The sequence below is a fragment of the Nocardia sp. NPDC057663 genome, assembly GCF_042799895.1.
In the GTDB taxonomy this organism is placed as follows: domain Bacteria; phylum Actinomycetota; class Actinomycetes; order Mycobacteriales; family Mycobacteriaceae; genus Nocardia.
Window position 1 is genome coordinate 57,108 of sequence record NZ_JBHVHX010000013.1, and the last position, 12,600, is coordinate 69,707.

At 68.6% G+C, this 12,600-nt stretch carries 13 protein-coding genes; 7 read left to right on the top strand and 6 right to left on the bottom strand.

The features are described from left to right. Positions 1–9 precede the first annotated feature (9 nt). The 4 genes from ACFVAV_RS24210 to ACFVAV_RS24225 are packed head-to-tail and all read left to right on the top strand — an operon-like array spanning position 10 to position 3,501. The gene (locus tag ACFVAV_RS24210; protein ID WP_379037451.1) at positions 10–1,029 is read left to right on the top strand and encodes a thiolase domain-containing protein; all 1,020 of its coding nucleotides are present in this window, start codon (positions 10–12) and stop codon (positions 1,027–1,029) included. Beyond that, on the top strand, positions 1,026–2,195 hold the full coding sequence (locus ACFVAV_RS24215; RefSeq protein ID WP_379037452.1) for a thiolase domain-containing protein: 1,170 nt from the start codon (positions 1,026–1,028) through the stop codon (positions 2,193–2,195). Before ACFVAV_RS24210 ends, ACFVAV_RS24215 begins: the two co-directional genes overlap by 4 nt. Beyond that, the gene (locus ACFVAV_RS24220; RefSeq protein ID WP_379037453.1) at positions 2,192–3,082 is read left to right on the top strand and encodes a TIGR03619 family F420-dependent LLM class oxidoreductase; all 891 of its coding nucleotides are present in this window, start codon (positions 2,192–2,194) and stop codon (positions 3,080–3,082) included. Before ACFVAV_RS24215 ends, ACFVAV_RS24220 begins: the two co-directional genes overlap by 4 nt. Continuing rightward, positions 3,079–3,501 carry a nuclear transport factor 2 family protein gene (locus ACFVAV_RS24225; RefSeq protein ID WP_379037454.1) on the top strand — a complete coding sequence of 141 codons (423 nt, stop codon included), beginning with the start codon at positions 3,079–3,081 and terminating at the stop codon, positions 3,499–3,501. Before ACFVAV_RS24220 ends, ACFVAV_RS24225 begins: the two co-directional genes overlap by 4 nt. Before the next feature lie 60 nt (positions 3,502–3,561). Here the strand turns inward: ACFVAV_RS24225 and ACFVAV_RS24230 are convergent, their stop codons facing one another. Beyond that, entirely contained in the window at positions 3,562–4,860 is a 1,299-nt protein-coding gene (locus ACFVAV_RS24230; protein ID WP_379037455.1) for a cytochrome P450, read from the bottom strand. 132 nt (positions 4,861–4,992) lie between these two features. Between ACFVAV_RS24230 and ACFVAV_RS24235 the strand changes: the two genes are divergently transcribed. Further along, positions 4,993–6,156, top strand: a complete 1,164-nt coding sequence (locus tag ACFVAV_RS24235) for a steroid 3-ketoacyl-CoA thiolase (RefSeq protein WP_379037457.1) — start codon at positions 4,993–4,995, stop codon at positions 6,154–6,156. A gap of 365 nt (positions 6,157–6,521) precedes the next feature. Continuing rightward, the gene (locus ACFVAV_RS24240) at positions 6,522–6,938 is read left to right on the top strand and encodes a helix-turn-helix domain-containing protein (RefSeq protein WP_019044759.1); all 417 of its coding nucleotides are present in this window, start codon (positions 6,522–6,524) and stop codon (positions 6,936–6,938) included. 135 nt (positions 6,939–7,073) lie between these two features. On the opposite strand, the gene ACFVAV_RS24245 is transcribed toward ACFVAV_RS24240, so the two are convergent. The 5 genes from ACFVAV_RS24245 to ACFVAV_RS24265 all read right to left on the bottom strand — a co-directional run bounded on the left by ACFVAV_RS24245 (position 7,074) and on the right by ACFVAV_RS24265 (position 11,740). After that, positions 7,074–8,078: a hypothetical protein gene (locus tag ACFVAV_RS24245; protein WP_379037458.1), complete on the bottom strand. Its 1,005-nt coding sequence runs from the start codon at positions 8,076–8,078 to the stop codon at positions 7,074–7,076. Then, positions 8,075–8,590, bottom strand: a complete 516-nt coding sequence (locus tag ACFVAV_RS24250) for an ImmA/IrrE family metallo-endopeptidase (RefSeq protein WP_379037459.1) — start codon at positions 8,588–8,590, stop codon at positions 8,075–8,077. The genes ACFVAV_RS24245 and ACFVAV_RS24250 overlap by 4 nt, the downstream gene beginning before the upstream one ends. 11 nt (positions 8,591–8,601) lie before the next feature. Then, positions 8,602–9,819: a hypothetical protein gene (locus ACFVAV_RS24255; protein ID WP_379037461.1), complete on the bottom strand. Its 1,218-nt coding sequence runs from the start codon at positions 9,817–9,819 to the stop codon at positions 8,602–8,604. A 200-nt stretch (positions 9,820–10,019) separates the two neighbouring features. Then, positions 10,020–10,934 (bottom strand): SDR family oxidoreductase, encoded by a 915-nt coding sequence (locus ACFVAV_RS24260; protein WP_379037462.1) that lies wholly within the window; start codon positions 10,932–10,934, stop codon positions 10,020–10,022. A gap of 29 nt (positions 10,935–10,963) precedes the next feature. Further along, positions 10,964–11,740 (bottom strand): SDR family oxidoreductase, encoded by a 777-nt coding sequence (locus ACFVAV_RS24265; protein WP_379037463.1) that lies wholly within the window; start codon positions 11,738–11,740, stop codon positions 10,964–10,966. Positions 11,741–11,835: 95 nt separating this feature from the next. On the opposite strand from ACFVAV_RS24265, the gene ACFVAV_RS24270 reads away from it, so the two are divergent. Further along, positions 11,836–12,600, top strand: a complete 765-nt coding sequence (locus tag ACFVAV_RS24270; protein ID WP_378846455.1) for an enoyl-CoA hydratase family protein — start codon at positions 11,836–11,838, stop codon at positions 12,598–12,600.

Below are 12,600 nucleotides of genomic sequence, written 5' to 3' on the forward strand. Positions count from 1 at the left end.
GAGGCGACGTTGAGTACACCAGAAATCGCGGTGGTCGGGTTCGCCCACGCACCGCACGTGCCGGAGACCTTCGGCACCACCAACGGCGTCGAGATGCTCGTGCCGTGCTTCCAGCAGCTCTACGCCGACCTGGGCATCACCAAGACCGATATCGACTTCTGGTGCTCCGGGTCCTCGGATTACCTGGCGGGGCGGGCGTTCTCGTTCATCTCCGCGGTCGACGCGATCGGCGCGGTGCCGCCGATCAACGAGTCGCACGTGGAGATGGACGCCGCGTGGGCCCTCTACGAGGCCTGGGTGAAGCTGCTCTCCGGCCAGGCGCAGACCGCGCTCGTGTACGGCTTCGGCAAGTCGTCGGCGGGCACCCTGCGGCAGGTGCTGAGCAGGCAGCTCGACCCGTATCTGGTCGGCCCGCTGTGGCCCGACGCCGTCTCGGTCGCGGGCCTGCAGGCACGCGCCGGGCTGGACGCGGGCCGCTGGACCGAGCGGGAAATGGCCGCCGTCACCGGTGGTGACATCGACTCCCTGCTCGCCGCACCGTATGTCGCCGATCCGCTGCGCGCGCACGATATCGCCCCGATCACCGACGGCGCCGCCGCGATCGTGCTGGCGGTCGGCGATCGAGCCAGGGAGCTGTGCGAGCGTCCGGCGTGGATCACCGGGATCGCGCACAATATCGACGCCCAGGCGCTCGGTGGCCGCGACCTGACCCGCTCGCCATCCACCACCAGGGCGGCCGCGGCCGCGACCGGCGGTAACACCACTTTCGACCTGGCCGAACTGCACGCGCCGTTCAGTCATCAGCAGCTGATCCTGGCCGAGGCGATCGGCCTGCCCCCCGAGACCCCGGTCAACCCGTCCGGCGGTGCGCTCGCGGCAAACCCGATGTTCGCGGCGGGCCTGGAACGGATCGGCAACGCCGCCACGGCCATCATCTCCGGCACCGCCGACCGGACCCTCGCTCATGCGACCAGCGGCCCCGCGCTGCAGCAGAACCTGGTCGCCGTTCTGGAATCGGAGGCACGATGAGCTTCCCCGCGGCGGTGCTCGGCACCGGCCAAACTCATCACGTGACGAAGCGCGCGGACGTGTCCATGGCGGGCATGTGCCGTGAAGCGATCGATCGGGCGCTCGATGACGCGGGCCTGACCATCGACGACATCGACGCCGTCGTCGTCGGCAAGGCCCCCGACTTCTTCGAGGGCGTCATGATGCCCGAGCTGTATCTCGCCGAAGCCCTCGGAGCGATCGGCAAGCCGCTGCTGCGCGTGCACACCGCCGGCTCGGTCGGCGGATCGACCGGCGTCGTCGCCGCCAACCTGGTGCAGGCGGGCGTGCACGGCAAGGTCCTCGCGATCGCGTGGGAGAAGCAGTCGGAGTCGAATGCCATGTGGGCGTTGTCGATTCCGGTGCCGTTCACCATGCCCGTCGGCGCGGGCGCGGGCGGCTACTTCGCCCCGCACGTGCGCTCCTACATCCGTCGTTCCAATGCCCCGATGCACATCGGCGCCATGGTGGCGGTGAAGGACCGGCGCAACGGCGCGAAGAATCCGCTCGCGCATCTGCACCAGCCCGACATCACCATGGAATCGGTGCTCGCGTCCCAGATGCTGTGGGATCCCATCCGGTTCGACGAGACCTGCCCGTCCTCCGACGGCGCCTGCGCCCTGGTGATCGGCAATGCCGAGGCCGCGGCGGCGGTGGAGGCCCAGGGCAAGAAGGTCGCGTGGGTGCACGGGACCGCGATGCGGACCGAGCCGACCACCTTCTCCGGTCGTGACCAGGTCAACCCGCAGGCCGGTCGCGACGCGGCCGCCGCGCTGTGGGCCTCGGCCGGGATCACCGACCCGCTCGAGGAGATCGACGTCGCCGAGATCTACGTGCCGTTCTCCTGGTTCGAGCCGATGTGGCTGGAGAACCTCGGCTTCGCCGCCGAAGGCGAGGGCTGGAAACTCACCGACAAGGGTGAGACCGAGATCGGTGGCCGCATCCCGGTGAACCCGTCGGGCGGGGTGCTCTCCTCCAACCCGATCGGCGCCTCCGGCCTGATCCGCTTCGCCGAAGCGGCCAAGCAGGTCATGGGCCGGGCGGGCGCGTACCAGGTCGAGAATGCCCGCAAGGCGATGGGTCACGCGTACGGCGGTGGCTCCCAGTACTTCTCGATGTGGGTCGTGGGAAGCGAGCGCCCGGAATGAAGTTCACCCTCGGAATCGCGCTGAGCCCGCTCGACCAGCTCACCGAGCTGGCCAAGACGGCCGAAGAATGCGGGTTCACCTCGATCGGCCTGCCCGACTCGCTGTTCTACATGAAGTCGCAGGCCGCCGACTACCCGTATACCCCCGACGGCAGCCGGTTCTGGGGTCCGGAGACACCGTGGGTCGACCCGCTGATCGCCGCGGCCTCGATGGCCGCGGTGACCACGACGCTGCGGTTCTACACCAACGTCCTCAAGCTCGGCTCGCGCAATCCGCTGTTGCTGGCCCGCCAGGTCGGCTCGATCGCCAACATGTCGGGCAACCGCTTCGGCTTCGGCATCGGGATCGGCTGGGCCCCGGAGGAATTCGAGTGGTGCGGGGTCCCCTACGCCCGCCGCGGAGCCCGGGTCGACGAGATGATCAAGATCATCCGGCTGGTCCTCGACGGCGGCATGGTCGAGTACCACGGCGAATTCTTCGACTTCGACGAGTTGCAGATCAGCCCGGCGCCGAGCGAGCGGGTGCCGTTCTACATCGGCGGGCACACCGGTCCGGCCCTGCGCCGGGCCGCCCGCATCGGTGACGGCTGGACCTCGGCGATGATGAAGTTCGACGATCTGGTCACCACCATCGCGACCCTGCGCGAGCTGCGCACCGAATACGGCAGGTCCGAGGTGCCCTTCGAGATCCAGGCCGTGTGCATCGACAAGTTCGGTCGCAGCGGCTATCAAGATCTGGCCGACGCCGGCGTCACCGACACCATCGTGGTGCCGTGGCTGTCCGACGGCATCGGCTTCGACGGCGAGCTGGCCGCCAAGCAGGACTCGCTGCGCAAGTTCGCCGCGAAGTACATCGCCGACCCCATCATCGGGAAGGACGTGTCATGAGCGAGACAGTGGTCGACCGCTCGGCGCGCGCGGCGGGCCTGGCCTCCCAGGCCGCGGTGCGCGCCAAGGACCGGGCGGCCTGGGTCGCCCTGTTCGCCGCCGACGGGATCGTCGAAGATCCGGTCGGCCCTTCGGGTTTCGACCCCGAGGGCGTCGGCCATCGGGGCCACGAGGCGATCGGCGCGTTCTGGGACAAGGCGATCGCGCTGACCGAGTCGATCGAATTCCTCTTCGAGGACTCCTTCGCCTGCGGCAACGAGATCGCCTTCACCGGGATGATCCGCACCACCATGGCGGGCCATGTCATCGATGCCGAGGGCGTGTTCACCTACAAGGTCGACGCCGAGGGCAAGATCGCCGCCCTGCGCGCCTTCTGGGAGGTGGACCGCGCCATGGCCACCACCCGCAAGGTTTCCTGAACCGCACCGACGAAAACAGCCCCGGACCTTTCGGTCCGGGGCTGTTTCGTTTCCGGGATATCAGTGCGCTACCGGGCACCCGGAGGTCTTGTAGTCGACCGGCAGTTCCTTGATGCCGTTGAGCCAGCCCGAGCGCAGGCGCTTGGGCGCGTCGACCTTGGTGATGTCGGGCAGGTGGTCGGCGATCGCGTTGAAGATCAGGTCGACCTCGAGCCGGGCCAGGTTCGCGCCGACGCAGAAGTGCGCGCCGGTGCCGCCGAAGGCCAGGTGCTGGTTGTCGGCCCGCATGATGTCGAACTTCTCCGGGTTCTCGAAGACGTCCTCGTCGAAGTTGGCCGAGCGGTACAGCATCACCAGACGCTGTCCCTTCTTGATCTGCACGCCACCGAGTTCGGTGTCCTCGAGCGCGGTGCGCTGGAAGGAGGTGACCGGGGTCGCCCAGCGGATGATCTCGTCCACCGCGGTGGCCGGGCGCTCCTTCTTGAAGAGCTCCCACTGGTCGGGGTTCTCCATGAAGGCGATCATGCCGTGGCTGATGGCATTGCGCGTGGTCTCGTTGCCTGCGACCGCGAGCAGGATGACGAAGAAGCCGAACTCCTCCGGCGTGAGCGCCTCGCCGTCGACGTCGGCCTCGATCAGCGTGGTGACCAGGTCGTCGGTCGGGTTGGCCTTCCTCGCCTCGGCCATCTGGTACGAGTAGCCCAGCAGCTCCATCGACGCGGCGACCGGATCGATATCCACGTTGTCGGGATCGTCGTAGCCGGTCATGTCGTTGGACCACTCGAAGACCTTCATCCGGTCCTCCTGCGGCACGCCGATCAGTTCGGCGATCGCCTGCAGCGGCAACTCACAGGCGACCTGGGTGACGAAGTCGCCCGAACCCGCCTCGGCCGCGGCCTTCACGATCTTCTCCGCCCGGTCCGACAGCTCGGCGCGCAGCCCGTTGACCGCGCGCGGAGTGAAGCCCTTGGCGATCAGCTTGCGGAGCTTGGTGTGCTCCGGCGCGTCCTTGTTGAGGATGACGAAGCGCTGCAGTTCGATCTGCTCGCGCTGGATGTCGTCGTTGAAGCGCGGGATCGCGGTGTTCTCGTAGGTCGAGAACACATCGCTGCGACGCGACACTTCCTTCACGTCGGCGTGCTTGCTCACCACCCAGAAGCCGTCGTCGTGAAAACCGCCGACCTCGGGCGACTGCGCGTTCCACCAGATGGGCGCGGCCCGGCGCAGTTCGGCGAACTCCTCCACCGGGACACGCTCGGCGTAGATATCGGGGTCGGTGACGTCGAACCCGTCCGGCAGGTTCGGCCGGGTACCCGTTGCTTGACCGGGGCCGGCGTGTTCGGTGCGCGGATCTACCACCAGATGTCTCCTTCGACAAACTGAAACACGTTCTACAATCATTCAAGCACAGGGGTTGCCGTGACGGAAGAACCACGCGGTTTTACCCTGGGCGTAGGAACAGAACTTGTTGCAGTTACGAGGGAGAATCACATGGGCACACCCGTGATCGTCGAGGCCGTGCGTACCCCGATCGGCAAGCGCCGCGGACAGCTTTCGGGACTGCACGCGGCCGAACTGCTCGGCCTGGCCCAGCGCGGCCTGCTCGATCGGGCCGGCATCGATCCGGCCGAGGTCGAGCAGGTGATCGGCGGCTGCGTCACCCAGGCGGGCGAGCAGTCCAACAACGTCACCCGGGTCGCGTGGCTGCACGCGGGCCTGCCCTGGCAGACCGGCGCCACCACCATCGACGCCCAGTGCGGCTCGGCACAGCAGGCCAACCACCTCGTCGCGGGCCTCATCGCCACCGGCGCGATCGACACCGGCATCGCCTGCGGCGTCGAGGCCATGAGCCGCGTGCCGCTCGGCGCGAACGTCGGCACCGAAGCGGGTTCGCGTCGGCCCGCGTCGTGGTCGATCGATCTGCCCGATCAGTTCGGCGCGGCCGAACGTATTGCCCGCAGGCGGGGCATCACCCGCTCCGACATCGACGAATTCGGCCTGCGCTCACAGCAATTGGCCGCCCAGGCCTGGGCCGAGGGTCGCTTCGATCGCGAGGTGCTCCCGGTGGCGGCGCCGGTGCTCGACAGCGAGGGCAACGTCACCGGCGAGAAGCTGGAGGTGACCCGCGACCAAGGTCTGCGCGCCACCACGCTCGAGGGTCTCGCGGCACTGAAGCCGGTGGTGGCCGACGGTATCCACACCGCGGGCACCTCGTCGCAGATCTCCGACGGCGCCGCCGCGGTCCTGCTGATGGACGAAACCGTCGCGCGCAGCAAGGGTTTGCGACCGCGGGCGCGCATCCACACCCAGGTGCTCGTCGGCGCGGAGCCGGAGTTCCACCTCGACGGTCCGGTGCAGGCGTGCACCCGGCTGCTCGAGCGCTCCGGAATGACGATTGCAGATATCGACCTTTTCGAGATCAATGAAGCATTCGCGTCGGTCGCACTTTCATGGGCTTCTGTACATCAGCCGGACATGGACCGGGTAAATGTCAACGGCGGTGCGATCGCAATCGGGCATCCGGTCGGCTCCACCGGTTCCCGGCTCATCACCACCGCTTTGCACGAGCTCGAACGAACCGGCAAGGGTACGGCCATGGTGCTGATGTGCGCAGGCGGCGCGCTCGCCACCGGAACGATCATCGAACGCCTGTAGACTGAGCAGCACCGAAACCGGGCGCCCAGGTTGAACATTCATCCCAGGGCGCCCGGAACGTGTCGTACGCCACACAATCCAGGGGGCCAGGGGGAACATGAGACATCAGCTAACTTGGGGTTACCATCGGCCCGTGGTCGAAGAACCCCGCGACGGGCACGAACCCGGACACCCTCCGGCTCCACAAGAGTCGTTGGCGTGACCCGCAAACGCGACCGCCGCCGCCCCTGCACGCAGGTGAACGTCGGAAACCGTAGAGAAATCCTGAATCAGGCGTAGGTTTTCAGTTACTGAGCCGCTAATATCAATGATACGTATCCGAGATAACGACTGTTAGTACAGTGAAGGGAATTGGGCGGCTCACAATGGCTGATTTCGCGGCGCGGCTGAACAAGCTGTTCGAAACCGTGCATCCTCCGGGGCGCAAGCCGCACACCAACGCAGAGGTTGCGGCTGCGCTGACTGCCTCCGGGCATCCGATCTCGAAGCCGTATCTCTCGCAGCTGCGGTCGGGACAACGAACCAACCCGTCCGACGAGACGGTGGCCGCCCTGGCGAAGTTCTTCAAGGTCAAGCCTGACTACTTCTTCAACGACATCTACGCGGCCAAGATCGATCACGACCTGGAGCTGCTCGCGCAGCTGCAGGGCTACGGGCTGCGTCGACTGTCCAGCAGGGCATTCGACCTCTCGGAAGAATCACAGAATTTGCTCACCTCCATGGCGGAGAAGTTGAGGGCCAGCGAAGGCTTGCCCGAAATTCCTCCGGACGGAACAGAATAGGATCCACTCAGCGGTCGGCCTGACGCACCTGCTGGTGTCCTGGGTACGGCCGAGAAACACCGGATACGTGTACAGCGAACGGGCCTGAGACGGTGAAATCCACCAGCTCAGGCCCGTTCGCTGTAGTGCTGTAGCTCAGCCCGCCGCGGCGACGGCGGTGTCGTACTCGGCCGCGATCGCCAGTACCCAGCCGCGCGGGCTCACACCCGGTGGCGGCGCGATCCAGCGCGCGTCGACGAACAAGTCCCCCAACGGATCTCGCGTCCACTCGGCGACGACCGCGGCCCGCGCCGGCACCGAGGCAGGCGGCTCACCCGCCGCCGGGATGACGATGCCACTGCCGGAGAGCAGGTAGAGCGCGTCCATTACCTGCGCCACGTGGTCGGACGCCTTCAACTGCGTCGACGTGGCGTTCTGCTCGGGGGCGACCACATCGGGGAAGCGCCCGACCATCAGTGTGTGCAGCGGCCGGATCCGGCGCAGCAGGATCCTGGCCCGCCACCACAACTCGACCACGATCGACACCGCGCCGAACGCGATCAGCAGGCAGGCGATCTCCCAGGCCTGCCAGCCCCAGGCCGGCTCGCCGGGCGGCGTCGGCTCGGCGTTCCGGAAACCGCGGCCCGCGTTGGCGACCGCGAGCACCGCGACCAAAGCCGTTCCGGCGGTGTAGATCGCGATGCCGCGACCCAATGTCGTCCAGTCGAGGTTGCGCAGTCCGGTGGTCACGATGAAGACCGCGCCGAGCGCGACCACGATCCAGCCGAAGGTGAACGACCAGGCCAGGGTGATCGCGATCGCGAGCGCGCCGATGCTGTAGACCACCATCGCGATCTGGCGCAGATTGCGGCGCGACACCACCGGCCACGCGGCCGAGGCGACCACCGAGGTGGCCGTGGTGAACAGAATCCACGCCGAATCGACGAGGCCGGTGGACAACCAGCCGCTGCGCAGGCCGCCGGGGAGCAGATTGTCGACGGCCACCGCGATATCGGGAATCGCGACGGTCGCCGCGAGCGCGACGGCGGCAACCGCGACGACGATGGCCACGCGGGCGGTCGTCGCGGGCTTGACCAGTACGCGACCCACTCGCGCACCCGCGGCAACCCAGACCAGCAGGGCTGTCAACCAGAGTGTCATCCGAGTGCCTCATCGAATCGAAGGACCGAGACGCCCGCGCCCCGGTTGTTGAACACGCGCAGCCGGGTCATGAGCATGGCCGCGAAGGTCTCGGCCTCCCACTCGGCGAGATCGTCGGCGCCGTCGTCGACGATCTGCGCGTGCGCCCGCTGGCTGAGCATGTAGGCGATCAGGTCGTCGCTGACCTCGAGCGTCGTCTCCACCGCGGGCGCGCCCTCGTGGTCGAAGACGATGTGGCCCAGTTCGTGCGCGAGGGTGTGGTCGCGACTGGGGAGGGCGTCGGCGAGGACGATGATGTCGCGTTCCGGGTAGAACCGGCGCTGACCACAGACGCCGGGACCCAATGGCGCACTGGTGATCTCGATTTCGCGCTTGCGCTCGAGCGAGATCGCCGCGACGACCTCATCGAGGGTGGTCGCGTCGTAGTCGGCGGCGACCGCGCACACCGCGTCCACGGCGGCGGCGACGCGGCGATAGGACCTGGAGGTGCTCTGGGTCTTGCTCTTGCTCATCGAAGATCCCCTCACGACCTCGGTCCGAAGAACTCGGCACGCGCCGCGTTCACCCGTGCCTGGGCTGCCGCGGCACCTTGGAAACTCACTGCGCCCGAGCCGGTTCCGGCCAGCGCCAATGCGATCAGGCCGCCGATCACCGACAGCAGTTTCGGTTCGGGCAGCCCGCTGTTGTCGCTGGTGGGCTTGAACGCGTGATTCGGCGTGGCCGCCGGGGCAGGCGCGGCCGCCGCGGGCGGCGCTGCGGGCGCCTCGACGGCGGGCGGTGCGGCGGCCGGAACCGGCTCTGCCACAGCCACATTCGGTGCCGACGGCGCGGCGGGTGAGGGTGGAATCGCGATCGGCGGCAACGCGGGCGCGGCCGGGGCAGAGGGGATCGGGATCAGCAGCAGGAGCAGCGGCGAGGCCGAGCCCACCGCGGCGGAACCGACGGCGGCCGAGCCGACCGCGGCCGAACCGGTACCGGCGGAGCCGACCGCGGCCGAGCCGACACCGGCCGAACCCACTGCGGCAGAACCGGTTCCGAGGACGGCCGAACCCACGCCGAGCGCGGCGGAACCGGTGCCCGCCGCGGCTGAACCGACCGCGGCCGAACCGGTACCGAGCACTGCGGCCGCACCTGCCGATCCGGTTGCGAGGACGGCGGCGGCGCCTGCCGAACCCGTGCCGAGGACCGCCGCGACCCCGGCCGAACCGGTACCGAGGATGGCGCCGACACCGGCCGAGCCGCTGCCGAGCAGCAGGCCGAGACCCGCGGAGCCGGTGCCGAGGACAGCGGCCGCAGCGGCCGAACCCGCGCCCGCGGCCGAACCGGCGGCAGCGGAGCCCGAGGCGGAACCGGAGCCGGCGACGTCCTTCTTCGGAATGTCATGGGTCGACTGGCCGGGGATATTCAGCGGCTGCCACTCGCCTTCACCGGCGACGGGCGCACCAGCGGGGTGCTGGGGATCGACGGGGGCCTGGCCGTTGTTGCCTTGGCCGTTGTTGCCATGGCCGCCGTCACCGGAGCCGCTGGGCAGCCTCAGCTCGGCGGGCTTGCCATTGCCATTGCCGTGGCCGGTATTGCCCTGGCCACCGTTGCCCTGTCCATTACTGCCACTTCCCGGTGCTTGGGCGGCGGGAGTCGGCGGCTTTTCCGGTGCGGCGACGGCGAGGGCAGGCCCGAGCAGAGCAGAGCCGGTCAGCACGCTCGCAGCGGCAAGTACGCGCAAGATGCGACCAACGGCCATGCGCTTGTCATCCCCTCATCCGGTCAGCGCAGCATTACCCCCGGTCGCGACACATTCCGGGCTCGACGAACAGTAGCCCATAGTAAACCCACTGTCGCTTCCACGCAGGAGAGAGCAAGAGCCGTCCAGCCTCATTAACGGGTGTGACATGCCATAAGCGCAGGCCGGGGAGGTTTCCCGGCCTGCGCTCCATGAGTTTGCTATGCGCCGTACACCGGTTCCGGCTCGACGCTCTTCTCGATCAGTTCGGCCACCACCGGTCCCAGCTCCGCCGGGTTCCAGCGGGCACCGCGGTCGACCGGAGCACCGTGGCGCCAGCCCTGCGCGAGCGCCACCTTTCCGCCCTCTACCTCGAACATCCGGCCGGTCACCCCGGCCGACTCGGTGCTGCCGAGCCACACGACGAGCGGGGAGATGTTCTCCGGCGCCATGGCGTCGAAGCCGGAATCGGGGGCAGCCATGGTGTCGGCGAAGACCGTCTCGGTCATCCGGGTGCGGGCGGCGGGCGCGATCGCGTTCACCGTGACGCCGTAGCGGCCGAACTCGGCCGACGCGGTGAGGGTGAGACCGGCGATACCGGCCTTGGCCGCGCCATAGTTGCCCTGGCCGACGCTGCCCTGCAGACCGGCGCCGGAGCTGGTGTTGATCACGCGGGCATCGACCGGACGACCCGCCTTCGCCTCTCCGCGCCAGTACTCGGCCGCGTGCCGCATGGTGGCGAAGTGGCCCTTGAGGTGCACGCGGACCACCGCGTCCCACTCGTCCTCGCCCAGGTTGACCAGCATGCGGTCGCGCACGAAGCCGGCATTGTTCACCAGCACGTCGAGGCCACCGAAGGTGTCGACGGCCTGGCGGATCAGGCGACGGGCGCCCTCCCAATCGGCGACATCGTCGTAGTTGGCGACGGCCTCGCCACCGGCGGCGACGATCTCGTCGACGACCTGCTGGGCCGGGGTCTCGGTGGTCTCGGCGCCGTCGAGCGCGGTGCCGACGTCGTTGACCACCACGCGCGCGCCCGCGGCGGCGAAGGCGAGCGCGTGCGCGCGGCCGATCCCCCGGCCCGCGCCGGTGACGATGACGGTGCGGCCCGCGCAGATCAACTGCTGGTCGTCCATATGAAAGCTCCTGTGTCTATCGGTTCGGTCTAGTGGTTGGCGGTGGCGGCGTCCAGGAAGGCCGGGCGTTCGCCGCCGCCGTGCACGAGCAGGGTGGCGCCGCTGACGTGGGCGGCCAGGGGTGAGGCGAGGAAGAGCGCGGCGCCGCCGACGTCGGCCGGGCTGGCCAGTCTGCCCATCGGCACGGTCTTGGCGACCGCGGCCACGCCGTCGGCATCGCCGTAGTGCAGGTGACTGAGTTCGGTCTCGACCGGCCCGACGACCACGGAGTTCACCCGGACCTTGGGCGCCCATTCGACGGCCAGCGAGGACGCCAGGTTGTCCAGGCCCGCCTTGGCCGCGCCGTAGGCGGCGGTGCCCGGCGAGGGCCGATGCCCGCTGACACTGGTGATCATCACGATCGAGCCACCCGCGTCCTGCTTCTGCATCACCGCATTGGCCTGCTGGGAGATCAGCAGGGGCGCGAGCAGATTCAGCTCCACGATCTTGGCGTGGAACTTGGGGCTCGCGGCATCGGCCATCGCGAAGGGCGCGCCGCCCGCGTTGTTCACCACATGGTCGATCCGGCCGTGCCTGGCCAGGATCTCGGCGAACATCGCCGACACCGTGTCGACATCACGCACATCGCAGGTGAGGTGTTCCGTGCTGCGCTCCCCCACCGTGATCGGTTCGTCGGCGGGCCTGCGGGCGCAGGTCAGCACGGTCGCGCCCGCGGCGAGGAAGGCCCGGCTGATGCCGGCGCCGACACCGCGCACGCCACCCGTCACCAGAACGATCTGCTCGGAAAGGTCGATTTCTACAGCCACCGTGCTAACCTACCAAGCAATTGCTTGCTTTGTCTCGGGTTCGCCCGAGGCGCGCACGATGGGGATAACGGAATGAACGAGCACCAGGACTTGCGATGGGGATAAACCGTCACACCGAAACCGAGGGCGTCGAAGTCGTCACAGTCGACTACCCGCCGGTCAACGCACTGCCGTCCGACGGTTGGTTCGCCCTGGCCGATGCGATCCGGGAGGCAGGCCGTAATCCGGAGACCCGGGTGGTCGTGCTGCGGGCCGAGGGCCGTGGCTTCAACGCCGGCGTCGACATCAAGGAGATGAACGCCGACACCGGCCATACCGCGCTGATCCGCGCCAACCACGGCTGCTTCGAGGCCTTCGCGGCCGTCTACGACTGCCAGGTCCCCGTGGTCACCGCCGTCAACGGCTTCTGCCTGGGCGGCGGCATCGGGCTGGTCGGCAACTCCGATGTCATCATCGCCTCCGACGACGCCACCTTCGGCCTGCCCGAAGTGGACCGTGGCGCGCTCGGCGCGGCCACCCACCTGGCGCGCCTGGTCCCCCAGCACCTGATGCGGACCATGTTCTACACCGCGGGCAAGCTCACCGCCCAGCAGCTGCACCACTACGGCTCGGTGTACCAGGTGGTGCCGCGTGCCGAACTCGACGCCGCGGCCATGGAGGTCGCCAAGAACATCGCGAACAAGGACGGCCGCGTGATCCGTGCCGCCAAGCGCGCGCTCAACGGCATCGACGTGCAGGACGTGCACCGCTCCTACCGCTACGAGCAGGGCTTCACCATGGAGCTCAACCTCGCCGGGGTCGCCGACGAGATCAGGGCGCGTTTCGACGACGATCTCGCCGCGCAGAAGAAGGAGAAGTAG

Excerpts from the sequence above, each read along its gene's own strand:
- ACFVAV_RS24215 (WP_379037452.1), top strand. The coding sequence starts at position 1,026 with ATGAGCTTCCCCGCGGCGGTGCTCGGCACCGGCCAAACTCATCACGTG.
- ACFVAV_RS24220 (WP_379037453.1), top strand. The coding sequence starts at position 2,192 with ATGAAGTTCACCCTCGGAATCGCGCTGAGCCCGCTCGACCAGCTCACC.
- ACFVAV_RS24225 (WP_379037454.1), top strand. The coding sequence starts at position 3,079 with ATGAGCGAGACAGTGGTCGACCGCTCGGCGCGCGCGGCGGGCCTGGCC.
- ACFVAV_RS24235 (WP_379037457.1), top strand. The coding sequence starts at position 4,993 with ATGGGCACACCCGTGATCGTCGAGGCCGTGCGTACCCCGATCGGCAAG.
- ACFVAV_RS24240 (WP_019044759.1), top strand. The coding sequence starts at position 6,522 with ATGGCTGATTTCGCGGCGCGGCTGAACAAGCTGTTCGAAACCGTGCAT.
- ACFVAV_RS24245 (WP_379037458.1), bottom strand. The coding sequence starts at position 8,078 with ATGACACTCTGGTTGACAGCCCTGCTGGTCTGGGTTGCCGCGGGTGCG.
- ACFVAV_RS24250 (WP_379037459.1), bottom strand. The coding sequence starts at position 8,590 with ATGAGCAAGAGCAAGACCCAGAGCACCTCCAGGTCCTATCGCCGCGTC.
- ACFVAV_RS24255 (WP_379037461.1), bottom strand. The coding sequence starts at position 9,819 with ATGGCCGTTGGTCGCATCTTGCGCGTACTTGCCGCTGCGAGCGTGCTG.
- ACFVAV_RS24260 (WP_379037462.1), bottom strand. The coding sequence starts at position 10,934 with ATGGACGACCAGCAGTTGATCTGCGCGGGCCGCACCGTCATCGTCACC.
- ACFVAV_RS24270 (WP_378846455.1), top strand. The coding sequence starts at position 11,836 with ATGGGGATAAACCGTCACACCGAAACCGAGGGCGTCGAAGTCGTCACA.